Origin of the sequence: Clostridium sp. JS66, assembly GCF_033561535.1 — a bacterium.
GTDB lineage: Bacteria > Bacillota > Clostridia > Clostridiales > Clostridiaceae > Clostridium_AM > Clostridium_AM carboxidivorans.
Genome location: NZ_CP131467.1, coordinates 3,712,872 through 3,738,328 on the forward strand (window position 1 = coordinate 3,712,872; position 25,457 = coordinate 3,738,328).

A 25,457-nucleotide genomic window follows, 5' to 3' on the forward strand; every position below is an offset into this window, starting at 1 on the left:
TATTTTAGTACTTTCCAAACTCCTTATCGCTTAGTGCAATCTTAGGTTTATTTGATGAAATCGCTGCTTCTTTAAAAGATAAATTCATTTGTCCACTTTGCGGATGTCTATTCTTATGTGAATTTACTTCTTTTCTAAATAAATTCATATTGACACCTCTAAGTTTGAATTTAGAAACCATATCTTTAAGAATTTCTGCCTGACTTGAAAGTTCTTCACTAGCTGCTGCACTTTCTTCTGCTGTTGCTGAATTTGTCTGAACCACTTGTGATACTTGTTCAAGCCCTAAATTTATCTGAGAAATACCAGTATCCTGCTCATTAGAAGATGCTGCTATTTCTGCTATGAGAGTGGTTACCTTTGATACACCATCTACTATTTCATACAGAGCTTTTGCTGTATCATTTGCAATTTCAGTTCCTTTTTCAGCCTTATCTATTGAACCTTCAATAAGTGCTGTAGTTTCCTTAGCTGCATTTGCACTTCTTGCTGCAAGATTTCTTACTTCTTCAGCAACTACAGCAAAGCCTTTACCATGCTGACCTGCTCTTGCTGCTTCCACTGCTGCATTAAGTGCTAATATATTAGTTTGGAAAGCTATTTCGTCTATTACTTTTATTATTTTTGAAATATTAGCTGAAGATGCATTTATCTCTGACATTGATTTAAGCATTTCAGCCATTGCTAAATTACCTTGTTCTGCATTTTCTTTTACTTTTAGAGATAACTGATTTGCTTCATTTGCATTAACAGCATTTTCTTTAGTTTGTGATGCAATTTCAGTTACAGAAGAAGTTAGCTCTTCAATGGCACTAGCTTGTTCTGTAGCTCCTTGTGATAATGCTTGGCTGCCATCTGAAACCTGACTAGAACCTGTAGATACCTGTTCTGAAGCAGTATTCATTTCACCAATTACATCATTTAAAGAATCTAATATTGTATTTAATGAATTTGAAATACTTACATAATCTCCTTTAAATTCTCTTACATGATCAATAGCAAGATTGCCCTCAGCTATTTGTTCTATAATACCTGATATTTCTTGAATGACATGCCTCAAATCTACAGCTGTACTATTTACAGATTGTGCTAATAGTAAAAATTCTCCTTTATAATCTCCATTAACAGAAACATCTAAATTACCCTTTGAAATTTCACTCATAACATTAGTAACTTCTTTAATAGGTTTTACTACAGCTTCAACTAGATGATTTATGCCATCTACTATTTTCTTGAAATCTCCTCCATGTTTTTCAGCATCTGCTCTAGTATCTAATTTACCTTCAAGAGCTGCATTAGATAACATTGAAGCATCAGCTATAAGTTCATCCACTGCACCTTTAACATCTTTTAAGCTGTTATTTATTCCTTCAAACTGTTTATTAACTTCTGCAGTATACTTATCTGCTTCCTCAATATTAAGATCAAAGCTAGTGTTTCCTTGTGACAGTAATTTTAAGTTTTCTTCAAGTCTATTGACTTCATTTTTTGTATAATTACTAACCCTTATAATAGGCGTTAAATCCGTTACAACTTCAACATATCCAACATTTTCACCTTTTTTATTTTTTAAGTATGAAGTATCTTGTTTATTATTCATGCCGCACCAATCAAAGAAACTTTCTGGATTGCCTCTAAGCAGCTGCTTTATTCCACATTTTTCAGTATTACAAATATTAGCGCCTGCATGACTACATGCTAGTCCATAGCCAGATTTACGATCCCTAACAACTCCTTGTTCAATCATGAGCTTTTCAAAAGCCTTATTCATATATGTCCAGTTCATGTCATTATCCGTTACATGAATCGGGAAAGGAATAGCATCTATAATAGCCTCATACCATACAACCTTATCAACTACTGTATCTAAAGTTCCATTTATACCATCTATGACTTTTTTGAAATCACCATGATGTTTTACTGCTTCTGCCCTTGTTTCAAATCTACCCTCTATAGCCTCTTCTGCCAACATATTTACATCCTTTAATAATAAAGTCACATTATCTATACAGTTATTTAAACTATTCTTTATTTCATTAAAATCTCCAGAATAATCATCTGTTATCTTGGATGGTATATCACCTTTACCTATTCTATCTACATAGGTTGCTGCAACATTTAATGGTCCTATTACTGAATCAAGAGTAGCATTTACTCCTTCTACTATTTTTTTAAAGTCTCCATGATGTTTTTCAGAATCTGCTCTGGTATTTAATTTACCTTGAAGAGCTGAATCAGATAACATTGAAGCATCAGCTGCAAGTCCATCAACTGCACTCTTAACATCTTTTAAGCTGTTATTTATTCCTTCAAACTGTTTATTAACCTCTACAGTATATTTATCTGCTTCTTTGATGTTAAAATCAAAATTAGTATTTCCCTTTGACAACAATTTTAAATTTTCTTCAAGCCTCTTAACTTCATTTCTTGTATAATCAGCAACTTTAATAATAGGTGTTAAATCTGTTACAACTTCAACATATCCAACATTTTCACCTTTTTTATTCTTTACATATGAAGTATCTTGTTTATTATTCATGCCACACCAGTCAAAGAAACTTTCTGCTTTACCTCTAAGCAGCTGCTTTATTCCACAATTTTCTGTATTACAAATATTAGCACCTGCATGACTGCATGCTAGTCCATATCCAGATTTACGATCTCTAACAACTCCTTGTTCAATCATAAGCCTTTCGAAAGCCTTATTCATATATGTCCATTTCATATCATTATCCGTTACATGAATTGGGAAAGGAATTGCATCTATAATAGCCTCATACCATACAACCTTATCAACTACTGTGTCTAAGGTTCCATTTACCCCTTCTATAACTTTTTTATATTCTCCTTGATGTCTGGATTCATTTGCCCTCACCTCAAACTTACCTTCCAAAGAAGCCTGTGATAACATATTTACATCTTGTACTAAAGATTTTATAGATTCTACAGTTTTCTTTAAAGCTGGAGATATTTCATCCTTTTTATTTTTTTCAATTATGTCCATACTCATATCTCCTTGAGAGATACTATTCATTACTCCAATAACCTTTGTTTGCAGTTCATCTGCAAAATTATCCATTGCTTTAGATATTTGTCCTATTTCATCATTGGAATCTATTTTCACCCTTTCACTAAGATGACCTTGATCCATTTCTTGAATTACATATAGTATTTTTTTAAGTGGGATTGCAATTGATCTTGAAATGAAAAATCCAATTAACATAGATATTATGATGACAAAGATAATCATTCCAATCATTGTGATTATAGCTCTGTTGACATTAACAGCACCATGATTTGAAGAGAAACTTAATTGATTAATGGCATAAATGCCACTTATTGTATACATTAAGGCTACTACTATAAAGCCAAACATCAATTTTGTACTAATTTTTAAATCAGAAAACCATTTCATTACTATACCTCCCTAACTTTTGCAAAATTTAATTTTGTACTGTATTTTCAAGTGGTATATTTATAATTTATCAAGTATCTATCATTGTTAACACTTCCCATCTTTAATCATTAAAAATGTTTTATGGAATTCCTAGAGTATAATCCTGCTAAAACTATAAATTATATCTCCTTAACTGACTTACTTAAAATTAAAAATTGATATTTTATGCTTAACTGGTAGGATAAGCCCTGATATGCATATTCAAAAGCTGTGATAAGTTTGAAATGACTTAAATAACAAAATTACATTTAATTTTCCACTACTTTTTATTATTTACTTTTATAGTATTTTTTCGATTCCTTTTTCATTTACTTTACCATTGTTTTAAAAACATTATTGCAAGTATTGAAGCTAACTATTCAATATTTCTTTATTACACAATATTCTGAATTATGATTATGTAAGTTACTAGTTAAGGGGGATTAATTAATAGCTAATGTGGATTTTTCAGCTCCCACTATTAGTTCTCCATTGTTAGTTCTTAACTTGTGAAGTTTTGCTTCACACTATGCTTATTATATCTAAGTTAAAATTTTGTATGTGCAAAAGTTGAACAAGTAGTTATTTACTTATTATCATTATACTAAATTATAACAAAATTTCAACATTTACATTTTTACGTAGTATATTAATTCATTTTGCTGTTAATTCCGGCAAATAGTTGCTAACTATGTATTTGTTGTCTTAATTCTCATATTTGTCCTTTCAACTTTTTTCTTATACATGCTATCTGCAAAAAATAATTTGCTCAATTTTCTTAATTTAAAAATTATGCAAAGCAACTTATCTAGTTGAGAATTGAGGGTGAAGGTTGATTCTTTAAGTTTGCTATCACTTTTAGTTTATTTATACTTTGAAATTAATACATTAATAATATTTGGTTATAATAAAACTTTAAATAAAAAATGTTGACAAATGATGAAAAAATGTTTATATTACATTTGTAACTAGTTGCGAACGCAGTTCACATATGTGAATTTAAAGTGATTGAGGTGATATTATGTCTGTACCTAAAGAAAATAAATCGGCTGCGCGAGTAGTAGACTTGCTCGTACTTTTAGCACACAGTGAAAACGCTTTAACATTAAATGAAATTTGTAGTACTAAGGGATGGCCTAAAAGTAGTACATTTGAATTAATTCAAACATTAGTAAATAAGGGATTACTTCAAATAGAAGACAATAGACTAAAAACCTACGAACTAAGTCTATTGGCTTTTGAAATAGGAAGTGCATATCTTTCAAACCTTGGTATTACTGACGCTGCCAGACCATATATTCAAGAATTAAATAAAAAAACAGGAAGCACGGTATTTCTTGGAATAGAAGATAATGGAGATATTGTATATTTAGATAAAGCTGAAAATCATTCTATTATGAAACCTACAGCTAAACTTGGTTCTAGACGTTACATATATACAACTGGAGTTGGTAAAGCCTTATTAAGTGCTTATTCTGAAGAAAAAATCAAAAAAATATTGGATAAAAATCCTTTATTGCCAAAAACGGAATTTTCTAATACTACATTAGAAGAAATATTAAAGGATATGCGCGAAATAAAGAAACGTGGATATTCCATTGATGATCGTGAAGATAACAGCGAAATGTACTGTATGGGTGCTCCAATTTATGATCAATTTAATAATCCTATTGCTTCTATCAGTGTAGCAAGCTTATACAACAGTATAACTGAAGAAAAGAAAATTTTTATTTCAAAAGCAGTAACAAATACTGCTTTGCAAATTTCTAAAAGACTTGGCTACATGGGCAGTAAATTATACTTAACTTAATTTTAATGAACTAATTTATTTTTTATATCATTATCAATCACATTTATTACGAGGAGGAAATTTTACATGTGGAAAAAATTAGATAACCTGAAAAAAATTGAAGAAACAGGAATTCTTTTAATGATCCGTCTGGATGATGAAAAAGAAGCACTAGATGTAGCAGAAGCAGCTATAAAAGGTGGTATTCTAGCATTAGAAATCACTATGAGTGTGCCAAATGCTTTAGGAATTATTAAAACATTATCTGAAAAATATAAAGATAAAAAGCTTGTCATTGGAGCAGGTACTGTCCTTGATAGTGAAACTGCACGTGCTGCTATTTTAGCAGGCGCAAATATGCTAGTAAGTCCTAATTTAAATCCCGATATGATTAAAATGGGAAATAGATATCAAACAGTTATTATTAGTGGGGCATTTACGCCAACAGAAATTGTATCAACCATAGAAGCTGGAGCAGACATTGTTAAATTATTTCCATCAGAATTTTTGGGCCCAGCTTATGTTAAATCAGTTAAAGCTCCCCTATCACAAACAGCTATTATGCCAAGTGGAGGTATTACTCCTGAAAATGCAAAAGATTGGTTTAAAGCAGGAGCAACCTGTCTTGGTATTGGCAGTTTTATAACTAAAGCTGCTCAAAAAGATGGTGATTACTCAAAAGTAACTGAAGCAGCTAAACTATTTTTAAAAGCAGTTAAAGAATGCCGCTTAAATAACTAACATTAAATTGTTTCAGTATTGAAGATTTTTTTGTAAAAGCATTTGGTCGTGTACTTTACAAAAAAATCTGAAGTACTTGAAACCATACATCAAAGATATTTACGTAATGTGAAAACGATTATAATGTATGATTGGAGGAACTACATAATGAAACAAAATGAAAATACTCAAACTGCATCTTATAAAGAAACATTAAATACTAAAAAAATTAACATTCGCTGGACTTTTGTTATTTTACTACTAATTGGAGCTATTGTCAATTATCTTGACAGAGCAAATCTTAGTGTTGCTAATACTACAATTGCTAAAGAATTCGGGTTATCATCAACCCAAATGGGACTTTTACTTTCTGCATTCTTATGGCCTTATGCCATTGCCAATTTACCATCTGGATGGTTAGTTGACAAGTTCGGGCCCAAAAAAATGTTTTCTTTTGCTTCTGGATTTTGGTCAACAGCAACCATTATTTGCGCTTTTATAAGTTCATATCCTTTATTTTACCTTATGCGTATGATTTTAGGTATAGCTGAATCACCATTCTTTACAGCAGGACTAAAAGTAAATCAAAAATGGTTTTCAGATCAAGAAAGAGGACTACCTGTTGCAATTATAAACACAGGATCTCAAATTTCCAACGCCATTGCTCCACCTATTTTAACCTTATTATTAATTGCCTTTGGCTGGAGAAGTATGTTTATTATAATAGGAGTACTTGGTCTTTTAGTTTTATTAGTGTGGCAAAAACTTTATAGAGATCCTACTTCTGAAGAAACAATAGCTATAAAAGGTTCTTTAGAAGCTGCCGTAGAATCCAAAAAAGGAAATTCATCAAAAAAACAAGCTTCTTGGGGTGAACTTTTTAAGCACAAAAACACTTGGTTCATGATTATAGGTAACTTTGGGATAATGTTTACCATATGGGTATACTTAACGTGGCTTCCTGCTTACTTACAAAAAGAACGTGGCTTTTCTCTAACACAAAGTGGATTTATTGCAGCTTTGCCATATTTATGTGGTATTATTGGTGTGCTTTTAGGTGGACTTTTATCTGACACTTTAATTAAAAAAGGTACTCAAGCAATAACTGCTCGTAAATTTCCTATTGTAGGTGGCGCAGTACTTGCAGCAATATCGGTAGCCCCTCTTCCATTTGTTAAAAGTACTTCTTTTAGTATACTATTACTTTGCATAGGTTACTTTGCTTCTCAACTACCTTCTGGAGTTATTTGGACTCTTGCTGCTGATGTTGCTCCAAGTGAACAAGTTGCATCCTTAGGTGCCATTCAAAATTTTGGTGGTTTTTTAGGTGCAGCACTAGCTCCAATTGTAACAGGTGTTATACTTGATAAAACAGGAAGCATTAATAGTGTATTCTTAATAGGAGCAGGACTGCTTATTTTAGGTGCTATTTCCTATGGAGTATTCTTAAAAAAAGCTAGAGAATAAAAGGAGGAATAATATATGACACCTAAAGTTATATTTTTAGTTGGGCCTGCAGGCTCTGGAAAATCCTCAGTTGGAAAAATAATATCATCTTACTTTCACTTGACATATTTGGATAAGGATATTGTGTGTAATAAATTTACAGGAAAACTTTTAGAAACCCAAGGACTTTCCCCTAACGAAAGAGATGGCTGCAATTTTTATCAAACTGAAATAATGCCTCTTGAATACGAAACTTTATTAGAAATTGCTGACGACAATATAAAAAATGGTATTTCAGTAGTACTAGATGCTCCATTTATTGGTTACTTTTCAGATGAAAATTATATAGAAAAGCTTAAAAAAAAGTATGATTGGAAAGATTCAATACCTATAGTTTTAAAGGTATCAGTTAATTCTAAAATTTTATTTAAAAGAATTAAGGATCGCAATCTTGAAAGAGATGAATGGAAACTTAAAAATTGGGATCCTTTTATAGAGAGCTTAAGATCAAAAAAGTGCCTATGGAAGAATATAACAATGATAGAATTTGATAATAGTAAAGAAGATATCAATCCTGATGATTTATTTGAAATACTAAAAAAAGATTTTCATTAAACATTACAATAAAGCATGAGAACGCAAATAGATTTGTAATTTACACAAATCTATTTGTGTTCTTTTTTCAATTAAAAAATCATATTTGGCAACAATTAATTTAAGCTTTATCCAAATGATTTTCCTAATACTTTTTCAATAAATACATCTATAAGCTCTGGATCAAATTGAGTGCCTGCATTGGATTTTAATTCATTTATGGCAATTTTCTCTGATAAAGCCTTTCTATAGCTTCTTTCACTTGTCATTGCATCATAAGAATCAGCTATAGCTATAATTCTTGACTGAAGTGGTATTTCTTCTTTCATTAATCCTTTAGGATACCCCATTCCATCCCATCTTTCATGATGGTGCAATACATATTCAGCCATTTCCGACATATGATTTACTGTACTGAGTATTCTATATCCTACTTCTGAGTGTTTTTTTATTTGTTCCCATTCTTCATCTGTAAGTTTTCCTTTTTTATTCAGGATGCATTCTCCTATTGCTATTTTACCTATATCATGAAGTAATCCAGCTGTTTTAAGTTCTTCCATATCTCCCTTAGGCATACCTATAGCTTCTCCAAGCTGCTTACATAGTTCCGAAACCCTACGTGAATGTTCTTGTTCTATTTCATTTTTTTCATATAGGGTGCTAATTATAGTATTTATTGTCTTACTTCTCATGCTAGGACTTTCAAAAAGCTTTTTCTTATACATGCTATCTTCTGCAATTTTAAGTATCTCATCAATAGTCTCTTCAGTACTTTTTCTAGTTGCATATCCAAAGGAAACAGATATGTCAACTGATTTTACCTTTTCTTTTAATGTCATATCATTAATACCATTAATAATGTGTTCTGCTTCATGCATTTCAGTATTTGGCATCAAAATAACAAATTCATCTCCTCCTAGTCTAATAACAGCATCTTTATCTCTGCATCCTTTTGTCATTATTTCTGCTACCTTCTTTATGAGCTTATCTCCTACAGCATGTCCAAAAGAATCATTTACAAGCTTTAATCCATTCATATCAGCCATAACAATAGTTAATGGAATGCTGTTCTCATTATTTATTCGATTTAATTCTTCATCAAAATATCTCCTATTATATAAACCTGTTAGTTGATCATGATAACTTAAATAGATAATATCTTCTTCTGATTTTTTACGTTTAGTAATATCCATAAAAGTTATTACTGCACCAATAATTTTACCATCACGATACTGCGGATAGGAGTAATATTCCACAGGAAAGGAAGTTCCATCTGATCTCCAAAGTACTTCATCATCTACATGTGTACATTCACCTTTAGTAAATGCATTAAAAACTTTACACTCATCCACAGGAGAGATTGTCCCATCTGAATTTTTAGCATGAACTAGTAAGTGCATATTTTTCCCAATTAATTCTTCTTCATTTTCATATCTAAGCATTCTTAAGCAGCTGGCATTACAAAAAGTGCAATTTCCATTTGTATCAATACCATATATAGCTTCAGCAGTAGAATCCAAAAGGAGTCGTATGCTTCTCTCCTTATCTTTCAATATAATATTTGTTTTTTCTAATTCTGTTGTTCTTTCTTTCACCTTTTCTTCAAGTTTATTTATAAGTATATATAATTGTTCTGCCATATTATTAAATGAACTTGATAATCTTCCAATTTCATCATTTTTGTAAATCTTTGCCCTGTAAGAAAAATCTCCTTTTGAAAATCTTTCTGTGGCATCTATTAAATTATAAATTGGTTTAAGCACATTTCCTGTACTTTTAATATATATTAATATTGCTAAAATAAGAATAATAGTTGACAATAACATAAATGCGTTAATATTTTTTGACATTACAGCTGTAAATTGGCTTTCAGGAATGGAAGTTATAATTATCCAATCTATACCTTCTTTTTTATAATCAGTAAATGTAACATTAAATTTATCATTTTTAGTATTTATTAAAAACTCATTTTTTAAACTCTTTTTATAATTTGCATATGATTCTGTTATTGGCTTGTTATCAATTTCTTCAACATTTATTCTTTTTATTTTGTTATCTCCCAAATTTTTAAAACTAGGTTGTTTAACTGAATTTGCAACTAATTGTCCTGTGCTTCTTTCTAAAATATAAATATCTGCATTTTTATTCTTAGCAATTTCCCTCAAATGATTGTTTATTTCTGAAAGAATAATATGTGTTCCTAAAACTCCTTGTAAAACACCATTTTTATCATAAATGGGATATGCTGCAGAAATGGCTAAATCATCCATTACAAAATGCTTATAAATTGGTGAAAATACTGGTTTTTGTTTTTCTTTTGCAGCTTTATACCAATCTCTTGTACGTGGATCAAATTTTTCAGTTTCATCTACTAGTTTTCCCGAAGTTAAATCATTTGTAATAGAATAGTATCGTGATTTACCATCTGTTTCAGAATTATTTTCAATGATTTCAATTTCATTTTTATTATTTCTTCGTGCTCCATAGTATTCTCCATCTTCTGTACCATAGCTAAAGCTATATACCTGGTCATTACTTGATTTAATTACTCCTGAAAAATACCTTTCACGTTCTTTTTTATCTTTAAGATTTACCGTACCACTTTGAATTAAATTATGATTTGTTTCATTAATATATAATGGATTGTTTATAAAATTCTCTACATTATTTAGTATATCTTTATTTGTATCATTATTAATTTTGGTAAGAATATTTTCTTTAGCCGATTTCCAACTGAAAACACCAAAGTAAGCTATTAAACTAAAGGTAATTATTATAAGTATAATAAATGAAACATTAATAGCAAATCTCATTGAATATTTCTTCTTTTCCACGCTTACCACCACCTTACATAATAATGAAATTATTACACTTTATTTTCATATAATGAGAGATAATCATAATAAAAATCCATCCATGCAAAGAAACTTTTCAAAATATTTATAATTTTACATATTTTCTAACTTATCTATATTATATAACTTATACTTACAAATATCTATTTAAAATTTAAACAATAATCATAATACGACATAACTTTCCAGAGGACAATGAATGTGAGTTTTTCTCCTTACGTCAAAAAACTAATATAAATTTAAAACTTGTTTTGCTAATGCAAAATAATCTTTAAATTTATATTAGTCAGCAATGTTTCGCTTTAGCGAAACGAGTCATCAAAAATCTAATTAAAGATTTTTTGTAGTGTAATGGAGAAAAATCGTCCTTCACTGTCCTCTGAAAAAGTTGTGTAGCATTGTGCTTATTTCATTAACTTAAAATTTTGCACACGCTAAAGTTAAATGCTTAGTAATTATATTTACATACTTGAAATAATAAATGTTACTTTTCCATTGATTTTAAAATTGTTATAGCCAAATGGCAATATAAAATTATCACCTTTTTCTATTTTTTCATTATCTAAAGTTCCACTTCCATCTAATACAGTAACTAATGCAAAGGAACCATTATATTCTAAATTTACATTTTCATCTACATGAAATTTTACAGTTTTAAAATATTTTGAATTTATATATTCAGTTTTTGTATATCCATTGTTTTTTTCCACTTGTGGAGTTATACCGTCTTTACATTCATCAGGTACTTTTATTACATCTATAGCCTTTTCTATATGAAGTTGTCTCTTTTCACCAGTCTTCTTGTCTACTCTATCATAATCATAAACACGGTAAGTTACATCTGAAGATTGTTGTATTTCATATATAAGTGTATTCTTGCATATTGCATGAACTGTACCTGAAGGTATATAGAAAAAGTCTCCTCTTTTTATTTTATGGAAATTTAATAATTTCTTCCACTTTCCATTATAAATATAATCATGTAATTGTTCTTTTGTTTTTGCATTATGTCCATATTCTAATAAAGTATCTTCATTACAATCTATAACATACCATGCTTCTGTTTTTCCCATTTCTCCATTTTCTATGGAATTTGCATATTTATCATCTGGATGTACCTGTATTGATAAATCATTAGATGCATCTATTAATTTTACTAAAAGAGGAAATTCTTTATCTTCAATTCCACCAAAATACTCTCTGTGATTTTCATATAACCATGACAAAGTTTTTTCTTTAAAATTACCGTTTTTTATAGTGCAGTCACCATTTTTATGACCTGCAATAGCCCAGCACTCCCCTATTTTATCTGTTGGTAAATCATATCCAAAATATTCTTTTAGTCTAGTACCTCCCCAAATTCTATCTTTAAAAACAGGATTTAATTTTATAATTTCTCTCACCTTTATATCCTCCTAACTTGTAGTGCCAAAACTTAACTTAAAACACTTGTAAAAATGTTGCAATTGTGTATTTCATGTCCTATTTCATTATACAATTTGTATTTAAAAATATCTATCTAAAATCTAAACATTACAAAACAATAGACTACTTTACACTTATATTAAATTGATACTTTACCATTCAGTTTTCTAATTTTTTTATCTCTATACATAAGCTTATCTACATAACTAATATACTCATCAGCAGTCATATGTTTATTAAAATCATAAAGTTTATAACCACAACTTAAATTTAATTCATATTCTAACCTTGAATTTTTATTATACTTATCTAAATAATCATAAATTTTATTAATTATTTCTTTTATTTCTCCTTCACTATCCACGTTAAGAAATAGGACAAATTCATCTCCACCGTATCGAGTAATAAAATCCTCTTTCTTCAATATATCTTTAATTATATGTACTACATTTATTAAAGCATGATCTCCTTCATTATGGCCAAAAGTATCATTTATCTTTTTGAAATCATTAAGATCTATAAATGCTATTGAAAAATTTTTTGGTTTTTTTTGCTTAATTCTATAGTTCAAATAATTATAAAATTTCTCGCGTGTCCACGCTCCAGTTAAATGGTCAATGTGTATCATCTGTTGTTGTATATATAAATAAAGAATAATCAAAGAAAAGGCAATTGAACTCCACATAAGCAAAGGTCCGTAAAACATTATTTGAACAAGGCTAGCTATTGATGGAAATACTCCAAACAAAAATAAAGGTAAAAATTCTATTCTACTGAGCTTATTTCTATTAACATAAATAATTATAAATCCACAAAACAAATAGAAATAGGATATAACAGGAGGAACAAAAAACAAAAAACCTCTTTGATATACATTAAAATTATTAATATAAAACTCTAATTTAAAAAATGGGCTTAAAATTGCTAGAAGAGTATTTATAGCTATAGGTAATAAAAAGATTATGTTATTTTTCCATTTATAGTTCGTATTTTTATTTATCCACAAATTAGCAAAGACATACCACATATATGTAACTATAGGTCCTAATATGTATAAAAAAATATGTAGCATGGCACTTATAGGTATCAGCCATGTATAGGGTTGTCTATTTATTATGCAAGTTAATGTTTCATCAATCAGTTGTATAGTATTTATCATAAAAATAGCAACAAAAATTCTATTTTTTGTCTCCTTTTTATCAAGAGAATTTGTTATATTTTTCAAAAATATAATAGATACAACAATTGCAACAATATTGTTATCTATTCTTAAAAATAAACTCAATATAATTCCACTCCAATCAAAGGATCCTTAGACTCAGGTATAATTTGCTTATAAGGAATGCTTCTTTTCAGAGCAGAAGTTTATATAAAATGCCATTTAGAGACTTTATCCTCTGAGTCTTAGAAGACCTTATCCATATGCATACCAGCCATTATATAACAACACAAGAACTTTAAACTTCAAGATTTCCAATATCCACTACTTAAATAATATATCAGTCTTACGGATGGTAGTCATCGGATAAATAAACTTACACATTATGGTATTGAATGATACAGTATATATGTCTTATTTTATCATGTTTTTTTAATATTTCAATGTGCTATTTTAAACGAAAATAATTTCATGGTTTATTTTGGATTAACCGTTAATAATATGGATAATTAGACGATAAAATAAATAATAGTAAAAAAATAAGGGGGTACATTATCAAATGGATATTACAGGAGTAAAAAATATTGACACATCAATTTATACTACTAAAAATGATACTAAAAAAACAGACAGTAAAAGTAATGATGCCGAAAAAACTGAAAGTACGGCACAAAATTTAGGAACTGATAAGTTTGTTAAATCCACAGAAAGTAATACAGAACCTTCTACTTACAAACCTACAAAAAAGAAACTTTCTACAGATGAAATTGCAGCTTTAAAAGAAAATGAGCAAAATTCTAAAGCAGAGCTTATAAAAAAATTTATAAATGATACAATAACTAATCAAAATAAACTTCTTGGGAAACCTACTGAAAGTGGAGTTCCTACAATGTCAAAGGAAACTTCGGACTTGCTTACTAAAATATTTGGCTCTATAGAAAATGCATATCCACCGATAGCAACAACTCCAGAAGGTGCTCAAAAGGCAATATCTGAAGGAGGACCATATTCTGTAAACGCAGTAGCAGATCGTATTATGACTATGGCAAAAGCTCTAGCTGGAGGTGATCCTAATAAATTACAACAAATGAGAGATGCAGTGGAAAAAGGATTTAAAGAAGCAGGATTTGATTTTAAAAAAGAAACAAAAAGTGATTTGCCTCAAATTTGTCAGGATACCTGTAAAGAAGTCATGAGAAGATTTGACGAATTACAAAGCAAAGCTAGTAGTACCAACGATACTACTAAACCTGATACTAAGGATAGTAAAGATTCCAAGCAAGCATAATATAAAACAAGGTGCAGTGAAAGTTTGGATTTTAACTTTTATTCCGTGATATATGGTAAGTGGGTCATCACGGCTAAATGTTTTAATTATTCTAAAGCTCAAAGATTTGGAAAACCTAAGAACTTTGTCAAACTCGGTTCCCTCAAACAAAACTAAAGTTCTAAGGCTTTCCAAATCTTCGGGCTAAGAATAATATTAAAACAATTTAGCTAATGTGATGACCCACTTACCATATATCACTTCATAAAAGTTAAAATTCAAACTAGTAACTTCAAGCGTACAAATGCAATTACATTGTCATAGCTAATTTTATTTTTAATGCAATGAATAATCAATAAGTTTGCTACAGTAAAAATAGCAATTTCACTTATTCCACAAGAGCTTAAATCCGTTATAACTATTTTCATATATTCAACGATCAACTTATATCTAGGCATTATCCCAATGTAGCTATCACAAAGTGTAAAGTAGAATTTAAAGTGCAGTAATATCAACACCTTATTATGTAAATATGATATACTTATTGTAAATAAGGTTAAATAGTAAAATGTCATAAGCTTTTAAATTGTATATTTATATATGTGAAAGGATGTGTTTGTTATTAAAAGAAAAAATAAAATATACTTAATTATGTTAATAGTTTTTATATCAATATTTACATCTTGTGGAAAAAACAATACGGATAACAATTCTAAAGCAGTTGATATTTATAATGTAGTTAAGGAATCATTCTTGACGGATAAAGGATATTCTGATGAGTTATCCAAGCATATATCACAAGAAGTATTTAAACATCTAAATATATATACTACTTATCCAGTAAATAATCCTGAATATAAAAGACCTTTTAAAGTAGACTTTAGTCTAAAGGAAGATTCACAAAGTGTAAAAAAAGATATAATTTATGTCAAAATGACATATTCAGTTAGCATAAAGGATTCTCAAAATAAAGCAGTCGGAGGTTCATGGGATATACCACTAACACTTACTGTTAAGAAAACAGTAAATGGATGGTATATTATCAAAGAAGAACAAGAAGATCAACCTAGATAAATTCTAAAACAAATTTTTAGTTAATTATAATGTTCTTATTTAATGATTTAACTATAAAAAACAAATAATTTACTGAAACACCGCATTATTCATTTGAATTTTGGGGTTCTTTTCATTGACTTTTGAATAAGTAATTCTAATTATCTGTATATAAGGAATTAAAAGAAGTGAGAATACAAATCATACCATTGATATTTAAACTTATAGAAACTATAAAAGTCAATATTAACCATAAGAATATTTGATAATAAATAATTTGATGTGCTTTGGATTGCTATTAACATTTTATCTACATATATAAAAATAATTTAAATTAATGTGTTTGTTCAATGAAAGATAGCGATATAATACATAACTGTGACGTATGCCCAGTAACTAGAGTATGCAGCAAGGTAATGAAATTTATTGATGATATGAGAGAAGACATAACACCAGTGGAAAATGAATTCAAATTTGATTAACTCAAAAAAGAACTGTTCTATTTTAAAATCAGTTCTTTTTTATTATTTTATAAACTTTAGTAATAATTAAGTAAACTTAAAAAATGATTAACATTATAATTAATTTTATGTACAAATTGAGCCATTTTAATAAATAAGTATATTATGGTATAATTTGTTTAATGGTCAAATTAATTATATTGTAAAGATAATGTAAAGTCAACCAAAAGTCAATTTTTCATTCAAATATAAAGATCTATAGATACAGCTTTTAAAATTCTATATGCCTATATGACGGTTATCTACTGGTTAACACCTTTTCTACTTTGAAACATAGATTATCCTGTTCAAAATTATTATGCTTTATATAGACTTTTATGGCCTTTTTAAAGCTATCATTCAATTTTATCTCTTTTTCCTTTTAAGTATGTAAGCAATGAATCTATTTTCTTTTTATCTTTTATTGATTCAGCAACCACGACTTTTTCCTCCTTGAATATGTGTACTATTTTTATATTATGTAAAACAATACATTAAAAAATAAAATAATATAAAGGCCTATAGTTAAAATCTCTATAAGCCTTTATATTTCAATACTTTACCTTATTTTTACGAATGTAATCTTTTATCTAAAAGATTACATTCATCTAACTAAATGCAATAATTATATCTACCTAATCGTTTATTTATAAATTCATTGAGAAATTGTTACCATCTTGCATAGCACATCTCTCTTGGATTTAAATAAGAATATACAACCCATGTTTGATGACTACTTGTCCAACCGTCTGAATTATTTTCATATCCAAATACAACTACAGAATGGTTACTATATGTTGGGTTGTTATAAATATTAATTCCAACAGGATTACCATTTGATATATTGCTTTCTATTGATTGTAATGGTACACTGTTTCGAAGATAATCAGATCCTATTGCAGGACAACCTGCACTCTGAGCATATTGTAATAATCCATTATAAAAATTATCTGGATTGGTTCCATCACTATAAGATGTTTTCATATCTGCATAAAGATTTACAAAAACAGCTAATGCAGTACCATAGTCATAAGCAAGTCTGTTATCTGGACTAACTAAATTCGTTATTCCTCTTTGTTTATACCAATACATTATAATATTTGTTCCTGCCGTTGGAGAACAATTGCCACCACCTGGAAATTGGCCTGTAGTATAAAATGTAGCATTATCACAATTTGGAACATCTGCTTTTGAATAAATTGCATTCATTGATTGCATTGAATTTTCACTACTTATGCTGATTAAATTAGAGTTTTCTACATTTGTAGATTTCATTTTATTTAAAATATTTATTGAATTTTTATCTCCTATATTTTGTTTGACTTTTTTATATTCAGCTTTAAGTGTTGCCTTATTATCATTAATTTTTTGTTTAGAGATTGCATTATAAAAAACTTCTTTATTTGATTCTATGTTTTTTACCAAAATGTTATATGTAGATATAAAATAATAATTTTTATCTAATTTGTTAAACTGTTTATTGTTTTTAAAATTTTTATCGATTATTTTGTCTAAATAAAAACTCTCATCATAGGAAAATTCAGCGACTCCAGAAGTATTAGCATTAGCATCTACTAAAATATGTCCCTTAGCTGTATTGTCTTGTTTGAGGAATTCAAAGATGTTCAAGAGGCACATGGAAGGCAAAATGTAGACCCGCTGATTAAAATAAGATCCTGAAAATAATATAAAGGGGTGAGATATGTGCAATATAATTTTATTGTGGCTTCTTGGAAAAGATTAATTATATTTAAAAATAAATGTATGATTTTAATCAAAATCATATATTCACAATTACCCTTTGTAATAAGATCATAAAAGTAAAATTTTACTTTTATGATCTTATTTGTTGATTTATACTAGAGTCTTTTTCCTTTTTTCTTTTAATTGGTTGTATCTATTTTGGTTTTCACTCCAATAAATAGAAGTTAACATTAATCCAGCTATAATGCCTGTTAATAAATATACAAACAGTGATCCCATTTCTGGTTTATACAATATAATAACTTTACCAAGTATGCCAATTGCAATGGTTTCAATAATAACATTCTTAATCATATATTTTAATATACCTTTTTCTTGTGTTTTTTTCCAAGAATCAATAAAAATTTCATCATCATTATAAAATATTCTTGAAATTTTACTTGGTTTTATTATATTTTTTTTAATTAAATATTTGAATGTTATGAGTATAACTACAATTGTTATACTTATAAGTACAATTACAAAAAGAACAATACCCCATATCTTCAATATTTATCTTCTCCTTTTAATAATAATTTATTTGCAAAATTTTTAAACCATTAGGATTCTTAGCACTCAATATAGAATGTAGAGTGCAATCAACGTTTCCAACAAAATTTACGCTAAGACATTTATATCCAAAACACAAGTACCTTAAAGATTATTTTTAAATGTTTTGGTAATAGTTTTGAAATTAAAATTTAGCTATAAATCAGCTATTTTAAAGGTTTATGAATTCAGTTCCAATGACGAGTGTTTAGGGATCGGAAATGTGGTAATACTCCAACATAGAATTAATTACTCTATTCCATGAAGCTCTGAGAAATGGAATAACTTATATAAATTATAGCAATTACAGAAATAATAAGCAATATCTTAAAAATAAGACAAGAGTAAAAATGCTCTTGTCTTATTTTTATTTAATACCAACTTAAACAGAACATAATTTCTCCTGTTGCTGGTCTATAATATTTTGTAACATATAATGCTTTAGTTCCATACGTACTGCATTGATAGTAGGCTTGATTAACTGTGTTAGCAGAATTTTGAACTAAAGAAAAGTAATTATCGCAGAACGTAGTTGAACCGCTTATAGTAAGACTTCCTGCTACACCTCCAACTAAGCCAGCAAGAACAGTAGAAGCACTATAGAGGTTCTTTGCCCTATTATAGTCAGAACTATTTATAACATCATTGTATAAATAATTTAATTCAGATAGTTGATCACGCGAAAAATTTCTGTACCATGAACTATCTTTTGTCCAAGCAGCACTAGGACTAGGTCCTCCACCTATTTTATATATATCGCTATTCTGTGTTGAATTAGGAACGGCAGCAGTATTACCTTTAGCAGAAACACTACTAAATATTGTACCAGACAAAAGCAATCCTACAGCTAAAGATGACATGAGTTTTTTTGATTTTTTGGTTATCATTGTAAGCACCCCCAATATATTATATTATATAATAGTTTTGTATATTTATTAATGTTTAACCATTATCTAGATTTATGCTTGATCTTATTGACTTAACATGGTAAAAACTTTAATTTGTAGCCAATTTTTATTTTAGCATCTTTAATAGTGTAAACTTTTTTCAATGTCCAATTTTTAGCTTACTGGTTACTTTTTTTATTTCTTAACTTTACTAATTTTTACTGATCATAAAGCATATCACTTGATGCATATAGAATATAACAAGCTTGTTAGTATTATAATACCTTATTTTGAAATAGAATCAATATTTTTGTAATTAAAGCCCTATATTTTGTCATAAAAATGTAAAATAAAATTATTTTTGTTTTTCAGGACGATTTTTACACCTTTTATGCCAATTATATTTACTTTGTATAAATTTATATTTAATATAATGATAAACTACAATAATAGGTATAGGTATGCATCTTAAAATATCTAAAAAATATTTTAATTTATTATATAATTATTCGGAAAACTTTATTGCATATCTTTAGATAAAAGGTGGAATTAAATAAATGTTAAATAGCAAGAAATTTAAAAGACTTATGAATGTATTAGTAATTATATTTACTGTTTTAGCCATTTTTTGTCTAATAAAAGATTACAAAAATTATACTCAATTATTTTTAGGACTGAGTCTATTGGTAAATATCTTTGAATTAATAGTATTTGTTATAGTAAAAAAGCAAGAAGATTAAATACTAGATTAGTATGGGTTTTGTTTGAAAGATTACCGACATGTTGCCCTGCCAACAATCCAGAGAATATATAGTTTCATTTGTAGGTGTTTTTTTACTATATTTATCCCTAAAAGCTTCTTCTCTAAACTAGGGTAGTGGGATTGTCTGTGTCATGTACTGAAAAATGAACGTATGATTTTGATTAAATAATTACATTTAGAAAACAGGTAAAAGCATTGAGGTATAATGGCTTAACTAACATAGTAATAAACAAATCAACATAAAACACATAAGAGTCTAATTTAAAGTTTAAGTGCATATATAAATAAGGATTATAGATTAAATGGGGTATTAAAATGTTAGTTAATACTAAAATAGTTAAGAGAAATAATGATGTAGAATTTTATGACATGTTTTCAATGTCACAGGTAATTTTTGATATGGTAAAAAGGAAGAGAATGTGTTTGTTCAATGAAAGATAGTGATATAATACATAACTGTGACGTATGCCCAGTAACTGGAGTATGCAGCAAGGTGATGAAATTTATTGATGATATGAGAGAAGACATAACACCAGTGGAAAAGGAATTCAAATTTGATTAACTCAAAAAAGAACTGTTCTATTTTAAAATCAGTTCTTTTTTTATTATTTTATAAACTTTAGTAATAATTAAGTAAACTTAAAAAATGATTAACATTATAATTAATTTTATGTACAAATTGAATTATTTTGATAAATAAGTATATTATCGTATAATCTGTTTAATGGTCAAATTAATTATATTCTAGGGGGATTATAAATTGAAAAACAAAAAAATTATAAATAAGTTCTTAATACCAGCTGTTATTAATATGGTTTCAATATTTATGTTATCAGAATATCCTAATTCTGTAACTGCTAAAGAATTAAACAAAACTAATAAGCAAACAGTCGTGCAAGACTTAACTGCTGGAAGAGTTACTGTTAAATGTGATAATATGAAAAATAAATCTGAATATCAAAATTCTGAATCAGTTATAACAAATTTTGAGAAAGCTAAAGTTACTTGCCATATCGATGGTTCTACGATAGGTGTAACATTACAAAACGGAGAATATAGAAAAGTTAGGCTTATAGGAATAAATATGCCTAAAACTAAAAATGTAATTATGGATCAGTTATATGCAACACAAGCTTCAAATTATGTGAAATCACAGTTATATGGTAAAACTGTATTGTTACGCGTCAAATTATTTAAGCTATTCAAAGTCAAATTATTTCAACCTAAATTAAGTAATAATATGGTAAAAATGCAGATTAAATAATCTTACGATAGAAAAAAATATGTAAAAAGTCAAATTAAATCAACCTTTCTTCACAATATCCACAATGTATAAAATATGAAAATTAGACAATTAATATAGGTATAAAAAAACACTGCCAAGTAAGCAGTGTTTAAAATTAAATTGTAAGGTCAATTTCGCTTTGAGCTTTATAAACTATTTCAGCATTAATAGAGGAAAGTTTTTGATTAGCACCAGAAATAAGACACATTCTCGTTAGAGAATTTAAAGGTCTTATAGAGCCATTTGTGGTTGAATACATAAGTTCAAATGCATCATCAGTAAAAATAGGTTCTATGCAGCCTGCGGCTTTAAGCATTGAAATTATGTAGGGTTTACATTCTTCTGGCGTTAGCCCTCGTAAGCAATAATTCATTAAAATTCGCTGGCGCAGCGCTTCATGAATTTGTCTGCTGAGTTGAAGTAAAAAGTTAGGTTGACCTGAAAGAATTAGCATAGCATAATTCTTTGAATCCATATTAAAGTTAAATATAATTCTTAAATCATCAAGGATGGAATTGCTTAAAAACTGACATTCATCTAATATAATGACTGGGGTTATATTTTTACTATGACTATAAGTGTATATAGCTTCCTGTATTTGTTTAAACATAGTAACTTTTTTACAGGCAGGAATTATTCCAAGACCATCACAAAGAGCTCTGTAAAAATCCATGACCGTTAAGGTCGAAATAGGAATATATATACATTTATATAAATTGGGGTTGAGTGAATTTACAAAATAACGGAGTAGGAAAGACTTACCTACTCCGGGTTCACCAGTAAGTACACCAATGCCCAAAACAGATTTTAAAAATTCTAATCTGCTTAATGCGTGATTAAAGTCTTGGAATTTAAAGCTGTGTGTTAAATCAATATTTTTATCAAATGGGTCAAAGGTTAACCCATAAAAAGTTTTATACATAATATCAACCTCCGGTTAGTTAGCTTTAAAGGCAGAAAAATCAACAGAATCATTATTAGATCTTCTAACCTTTGAGTTATCAATTTTTTTAGTGGGAAAATAGTATCTGTAAGCTTAGCATCTTCAGAGAAGATGTATGCTTTATCAAGTGAAGTAGGATCATAACGAATATTTATTTTTTCTCTTACATACTTTAATGGAACTTCAAATAATTTAGTTCCTATGGATACTGTGGAGTCATTTTTAACAGTACGTTGAACTTTATATAAAAATAAATGATCAAGTTCACTTTTAGAGGAAACAAACCTTAAATTTTCAATATTATTCATATATTTATCAAAGGGTGTAGAATTTATTGATGAATGAAAGGTTTTGTTATAGTGATTAACATAAGTCAATAGAGATTCATTCAAAATGTCTATTGACTTAAAATCACCCCAGTTTATTGAATTCATCCATTGTTTTTGCATTGTTTGAAACCACCTTTCAATTTTACCTTTCGATTGAGGAGAATATGGCCTAGCAAAGCTTAAAATAGACCCAAGTGAAGCACATATAAGTTGAAACTGTTCACTTTTATATATCTTTCCGTTATCAACAAAAACTTTTTTAGGAATACCTTTAGATGCTACCGCATCTTTAAAAACAGCCATAAGAGACAATAAATCATCTTTAAAAAATACTTTACATCCAACAATAAGCCTACTAGCATCATCAAGGAAAGCTATAATATAAGTTTTATATTTTCTGCCTTGAATAGTGAGATAAGGTCCAACAGATACATCAGACTGCCAACATTCATTCGCATATTCAAATTCAAAGGCTCTTCTATCTTGAGGCGCCAGCTTTTGAGGTGCTATATTAGCCTGTTTTATGAATCTAGTTATTGTAGAAAGAGATATATTGTTTTCATTTTCAAATCCTTTGGCAATAACTTCATGATATATATGTTTAGCAGTTTTTTTGGGGGAATTAATTTTGCAGTTTATAATGAACTGCTTTGTTTCTTGCGAAATTTTTCTTGAACAACCTTTGTCATCTCTTGTTTTAGGATATAAACCGTCTATACCATGTTTCCTATATAAGGTTAACCAACCTTTAATTGTAGCCGGAGAATACTCTTTTCTTCCGCCGTTAGGCATAGTATAAGATTTAGCAGCAATTTCTGATAAATATTCTTTAACAGAAGATTGAGTAAAAGTATTAGTGATTATAGGTGCAATTAGAGAGTATCTAAACAGAGCTATTTTTTGGCTTAATTCATGAGATATCATAATTAAATGCCTCCTTCAACTTTGAGTTTATTTTCATTTTTAATTATGTACCTCAATAATCAGCCTTAACCGTTAAAAGTTGTGTGGAAAAATATAAGAACTTCAAAATAAAATTTAAAAGTTGAGACAAGTTTTAAGTAAATAAGCATTAAAAAAATAAGAAGTGTTTAATTTGATAAAGGGCAAAAAAACTAAAGCTTCTGTAATTAAGGTTTACAGAAAAAATATTTAGGCATATCTAAGAAAAATCTTAAATTAAAATCATATCTTAAACGTGAAAAATCAGTAATCATTGTAAGTAAATTGGATGGAAAAACATTTTTGGTATCAGGGCAAAATATTTTAAGTTGTGCAAAAAATAGGCGAATAGCCGTTAAAGAAGTTATTAGTCTGCTTTTCCAAAATGATAAATGAGTTTTGTTTATGGATAACATACAATTTATAGAGTTAACAAACTTAATAATTTTGCTAAATGAGTAATTAAATTTAAACATAATAATAAGGCAAGTTAATATAACATGATAGGTGTATTGTCTATAAGGTATTATGAAACTTGGAATAAGAGAGTACGTCTTATGGCATGATTTGCACCTATATCTAATGATAACTACTCTATAAGCTTTGTTAAATGTAATCAAATTTCTATAGTAGAATCCATGTCTATATAGTTTTCCTTCATATCCGCATGCTTCGCATCCATATTTTATGGGAAACCTATTATACTTATTAAGCTTATTATATTTTCTTATGCCGTAAGGCATCTTTATTATTTCTATCACTTTTTTTCAGTCCTATAAAATTTTTTTATATTTTTAAATTATAGTCAGATTAAATAATCTTATTCTTTTTGTGTCAGATTATTTAATCTGACGTAAAAAGAAAGGCTATTATAATTTACTTTTTTTGAACCTGTTATTAAGCAAATAAATTGCTTAATAACACTGTATATCTTGAAAGCGATGCTGAAAATACAGAAAGATACTCAAAATATTTATCAAGATATGTATGGCTTTCGCTACCTACAACAATAAATGAAAATGAAATTAAAACTAAAATGTTTAATGCAATCATGCTTTCAAAAGGATATACAGATCAGAGAATAGAAGAATCTAATGTAAAATATACTAATTATCTAAAAAAGTTTTGTAATGAAGCTCAACAAAATAAAAATGGTATATGGAATACAACTAATATAAAAGATTTTCAACAACAAAATGATGTGGAAAATAATAAATCATGGATAATAAAATTTAATACAACAGTTGATACTAGTACATTAAATCAAAATATAAATATAACTGATAGTAATGGTACAATAATTAAAACTTATTTAACTTCAATAGAGAATGATAAAAAGTTTAAATTAACACCTGCAGAAAAGTATTTACCTAATGAAATATATACTATAAATATAAGTAAAGATGTTAAATCTACTAATAATAAATTTTTAATGGAACCATTAATTAAAAAGTTTACTACTAAGGGAAATGGAATGTCCCTTGCAAGTGAATATTTAAAAAATAAAAATTATAACATAGTTGAATATAACGGAGAAATAGATGAATATGTATTACTCAAAGAAATGTTATTGCAAATGCCTTATATGATGTATTGGTCTGTACAGGATACTAATGTAAATGATTATATTGGTAAGAATATTAAAACATTTAAATTTACAGTTAAAAATCATGCTTTAGATAATGTAGAAGATAATAATAAAAAATCAACTCTTGTTTATGTTATTATTTCTAATAATAAAGTAATTGGATGATATTCATTACCTAATTATG

The 25,457-nt window shown here is 28.2% G+C and carries 22 protein-coding genes; 12 read left to right on the forward strand and 10 right to left on the reverse strand.

The window, feature by feature from the left end:
• Window positions 1-4: 4 nt before the first annotated feature.
• A complete protein-coding gene (locus Q6H37_RS17200) occupies window positions 5-3,415 on the reverse strand; it encodes a methyl-accepting chemotaxis protein (protein WP_318734446.1) in 3,411 nt (1,136 codons plus the stop codon).
• 1,042 nt (window positions 3,416-4,457) lie between these two features.
• On the opposite strand from Q6H37_RS17200, the gene Q6H37_RS17205 reads away from it, so the two are divergent.
• The 4 genes from Q6H37_RS17205 (at window position 4,458) to Q6H37_RS17220 (ending at window position 8,006) form a co-directional block, all read left to right on the forward strand.
• Window positions 4,458-5,246, forward strand: coding sequence for an IclR family transcriptional regulator (locus Q6H37_RS17205; RefSeq protein WP_318734448.1), 789 nt, complete (start codon window positions 4,458-4,460; stop codon window positions 5,244-5,246).
• 66 nt (window positions 5,247-5,312) lie between these two features.
• On the forward strand, window positions 5,313-5,966 hold the full coding sequence (locus Q6H37_RS17210) for a bifunctional 2-keto-4-hydroxyglutarate aldolase/2-keto-3-deoxy-6-phosphogluconate aldolase (protein WP_318734451.1): 654 nt from the start codon (window positions 5,313-5,315) through the stop codon (window positions 5,964-5,966).
• 147 nt (window positions 5,967-6,113) lie between these two features.
• Window positions 6,114-7,412 (forward strand): MFS transporter, encoded by a 1,299-nt coding sequence (locus tag Q6H37_RS17215; RefSeq protein WP_318734454.1) that lies wholly within the window; start codon window positions 6,114-6,116, stop codon window positions 7,410-7,412.
• 15 nt (window positions 7,413-7,427) lie between these two features.
• The gene (locus tag Q6H37_RS17220) at window positions 7,428-8,006 is read left to right on the forward strand and encodes an AAA family ATPase (RefSeq protein WP_318734457.1); all 579 of its coding nucleotides are present in this window, start codon (window positions 7,428-7,430) and stop codon (window positions 8,004-8,006) included.
• A 107-nt stretch (window positions 8,007-8,113) separates the two neighbouring features.
• Here the strand turns inward: Q6H37_RS17220 and Q6H37_RS17225 are convergent, their stop codons facing one another.
• From Q6H37_RS17225 to Q6H37_RS17235, 3 genes are all read right to left on the reverse strand, one after another.
• Complete coding sequence (locus tag Q6H37_RS17225; protein WP_318734459.1) at window positions 8,114-10,819, reverse strand: HD domain-containing phosphohydrolase; 2,706 nt, start codon at window positions 10,817-10,819, stop codon at window positions 8,114-8,116.
• A 482-nt stretch (window positions 10,820-11,301) separates the two neighbouring features.
• On the reverse strand, window positions 11,302-12,243 hold the full coding sequence (manA, locus tag Q6H37_RS17230; protein WP_318734462.1) for a mannose-6-phosphate isomerase, class I: 942 nt from the start codon (window positions 12,241-12,243) through the stop codon (window positions 11,302-11,304).
• A 161-nt stretch (window positions 12,244-12,404) separates the two neighbouring features.
• The gene (locus Q6H37_RS17235) at window positions 12,405-13,550 is read right to left on the reverse strand and encodes a GGDEF domain-containing protein (protein ID WP_318734464.1); all 1,146 of its coding nucleotides are present in this window, start codon (window positions 13,548-13,550) and stop codon (window positions 12,405-12,407) included.
• Window positions 13,551-13,983: 433 nt separating this feature from the next.
• Here Q6H37_RS17235 and Q6H37_RS17240 point away from each other — a divergent pair, with 433 nt between their 5' ends.
• From Q6H37_RS17240 to Q6H37_RS17250, 3 genes are all read left to right on the forward strand, one after another.
• Window positions 13,984-14,712: a hypothetical protein gene (locus tag Q6H37_RS17240; RefSeq protein ID WP_318734467.1), complete on the forward strand. Its 729-nt coding sequence runs from the start codon at window positions 13,984-13,986 to the stop codon at window positions 14,710-14,712.
• Between the two features lie 591 nt (window positions 14,713-15,303).
• A complete protein-coding gene (locus Q6H37_RS17245) occupies window positions 15,304-15,765 on the forward strand; it encodes a hypothetical protein (protein ID WP_318734470.1) in 462 nt (153 codons plus the stop codon).
• Between the two features lie 329 nt (window positions 15,766-16,094).
• Window positions 16,095-16,226, forward strand: a complete 132-nt coding sequence (locus Q6H37_RS17250) for a hypothetical protein (RefSeq protein WP_318734473.1) — start codon at window positions 16,095-16,097, stop codon at window positions 16,224-16,226.
• Between the two features lie 687 nt (window positions 16,227-16,913).
• Here the strand turns inward: Q6H37_RS17250 and Q6H37_RS17255 are convergent.
• The 3 genes from Q6H37_RS17255 to Q6H37_RS17265 all read right to left on the reverse strand — a co-directional run bounded on the left by Q6H37_RS17255 (window position 16,914) and on the right by Q6H37_RS17265 (window position 19,423).
• Window positions 16,914-17,882 (reverse strand): C39 family peptidase, encoded by a 969-nt coding sequence (locus Q6H37_RS17255; RefSeq protein WP_318743059.1) that lies wholly within the window; start codon window positions 17,880-17,882, stop codon window positions 16,914-16,916.
• A 216-nt stretch (window positions 17,883-18,098) separates the two neighbouring features.
• Entirely contained in the window at window positions 18,099-18,497 is a 399-nt protein-coding gene (locus Q6H37_RS17260; RefSeq protein ID WP_318734476.1) for a hypothetical protein, read from the reverse strand.
• 410 nt (window positions 18,498-18,907) lie between these two features.
• Window positions 18,908-19,423: a hypothetical protein gene (locus tag Q6H37_RS17265; protein ID WP_318734478.1), complete on the reverse strand. Its 516-nt coding sequence runs from the start codon at window positions 19,421-19,423 to the stop codon at window positions 18,908-18,910.
• A 557-nt stretch (window positions 19,424-19,980) separates the two neighbouring features.
• Between Q6H37_RS17265 and Q6H37_RS17270 the strand changes: the two genes are divergently transcribed.
• From Q6H37_RS17270 to Q6H37_RS17285, 4 genes are all read left to right on the forward strand, one after another.
• Window positions 19,981-20,163 (forward strand): hypothetical protein, encoded by a 183-nt coding sequence (locus Q6H37_RS17270; protein ID WP_318734480.1) that lies wholly within the window; start codon window positions 19,981-19,983, stop codon window positions 20,161-20,163.
• Between the two features lie 338 nt (window positions 20,164-20,501).
• Complete coding sequence (locus tag Q6H37_RS17275; RefSeq protein WP_318734482.1) at window positions 20,502-20,627, forward strand: hypothetical protein; 126 nt, start codon at window positions 20,502-20,504, stop codon at window positions 20,625-20,627.
• Window positions 20,617-20,748, forward strand: a complete 132-nt coding sequence (locus tag Q6H37_RS17280) for a hypothetical protein (RefSeq protein WP_318734484.1) — start codon at window positions 20,617-20,619, stop codon at window positions 20,746-20,748. Before Q6H37_RS17275 ends, Q6H37_RS17280 begins: the two co-directional genes overlap by 11 nt.
• Window positions 20,749-20,946: 198 nt before the next feature.
• Window positions 20,947-21,450: a hypothetical protein gene (locus Q6H37_RS17285; protein WP_318734487.1), complete on the forward strand. Its 504-nt coding sequence runs from the start codon at window positions 20,947-20,949 to the stop codon at window positions 21,448-21,450.
• A gap of 136 nt (window positions 21,451-21,586) precedes the next feature.
• Here Q6H37_RS17285 and Q6H37_RS17290 read toward each other — a convergent pair whose 3' ends face one another.
• The 3 genes from Q6H37_RS17290 to Q6H37_RS17300 all read right to left on the reverse strand — a co-directional run bounded on the left by Q6H37_RS17290 (window position 21,587) and on the right by Q6H37_RS17300 (window position 24,428).
• Window positions 21,587-22,393: an ExeA family protein gene (locus Q6H37_RS17290; RefSeq protein WP_318733562.1), complete on the reverse strand. Its 807-nt coding sequence runs from the start codon at window positions 22,391-22,393 to the stop codon at window positions 21,587-21,589.
• Complete coding sequence (locus Q6H37_RS17295; protein ID WP_318733564.1) at window positions 22,369-23,667, reverse strand: DDE-type integrase/transposase/recombinase; 1,299 nt, start codon at window positions 23,665-23,667, stop codon at window positions 22,369-22,371. Before Q6H37_RS17295 ends, Q6H37_RS17290 begins: the two co-directional genes overlap by 25 nt.
• A 206-nt stretch (window positions 23,668-23,873) precedes the next feature.
• Window positions 23,874-24,428, reverse strand: a complete 555-nt coding sequence (locus tag Q6H37_RS17300) for a DUF6431 domain-containing protein (protein ID WP_318742904.1) — start codon at window positions 24,426-24,428, stop codon at window positions 23,874-23,876.
• Window positions 24,429-24,595: 167 nt separating this feature from the next.
• Between Q6H37_RS17300 and Q6H37_RS17305 the strand changes: the two genes are divergently transcribed.
• Window positions 24,596-25,438, forward strand: a complete 843-nt coding sequence (locus Q6H37_RS17305) for an Ig-like domain-containing protein (RefSeq protein WP_318734490.1) — start codon at window positions 24,596-24,598, stop codon at window positions 25,436-25,438.
• The last annotated feature ends 19 nt before the right edge of the window (window positions 25,439-25,457 follow it).

Excerpts from the sequence above, each read along its gene's own strand:
- Q6H37_RS17200 (WP_318734446.1), bottom strand. The coding sequence starts at position 3,415 with ATGAAATGGTTTTCTGATTTAAAAATTAGTACAAAATTGATGTTTGGC.
- Q6H37_RS17205 (WP_318734448.1), top strand. The coding sequence starts at position 4,458 with ATGTCTGTACCTAAAGAAAATAAATCGGCTGCGCGAGTAGTAGACTTG.
- Q6H37_RS17210 (WP_318734451.1), top strand. The coding sequence starts at position 5,313 with ATGTGGAAAAAATTAGATAACCTGAAAAAAATTGAAGAAACAGGAATT.
- Q6H37_RS17215 (WP_318734454.1), top strand. The coding sequence starts at position 6,114 with ATGAAACAAAATGAAAATACTCAAACTGCATCTTATAAAGAAACATTA.
- Q6H37_RS17220 (WP_318734457.1), top strand. The coding sequence starts at position 7,428 with ATGACACCTAAAGTTATATTTTTAGTTGGGCCTGCAGGCTCTGGAAAA.
- Q6H37_RS17240 (WP_318734467.1), top strand. The coding sequence starts at position 13,984 with ATGGATATTACAGGAGTAAAAAATATTGACACATCAATTTATACTACT.
- Q6H37_RS17250 (WP_318734473.1), top strand. The coding sequence starts at position 16,095 with ATGAAAGATAGCGATATAATACATAACTGTGACGTATGCCCAGTAACT.
- Q6H37_RS17255 (WP_318743059.1), bottom strand. The coding sequence starts at position 17,882 with ATGTGCCTCTTGAACATCTTTGAATTCCTCAAACAAGACAATACAGCT.
- Q6H37_RS17265 (WP_318734478.1), bottom strand. The coding sequence starts at position 19,423 with ATGATAACCAAAAAATCAAAAAAACTCATGTCATCTTTAGCTGTAGGA.
- Q6H37_RS17270 (WP_318734480.1), top strand. The coding sequence starts at position 19,981 with ATGTTAAATAGCAAGAAATTTAAAAGACTTATGAATGTATTAGTAATT.
- Q6H37_RS17275 (WP_318734482.1), top strand. The coding sequence starts at position 20,502 with ATGTTAGTTAATACTAAAATAGTTAAGAGAAATAATGATGTAGAATTT.
- Q6H37_RS17280 (WP_318734484.1), top strand. The coding sequence starts at position 20,617 with ATGAAAGATAGTGATATAATACATAACTGTGACGTATGCCCAGTAACT.
- Q6H37_RS17290 (WP_318733562.1), bottom strand. The coding sequence starts at position 22,393 with ATGTATAAAACTTTTTATGGGTTAACCTTTGACCCATTTGATAAAAAT.
- Q6H37_RS17295 (WP_318733564.1), bottom strand. The coding sequence starts at position 23,667 with ATGATATCTCATGAATTAAGCCAAAAAATAGCTCTGTTTAGATACTCT.
- Q6H37_RS17300 (WP_318742904.1), bottom strand. The coding sequence starts at position 24,428 with ATGCCTTACGGCATAAGAAAATATAATAAGCTTAATAAGTATAATAGG.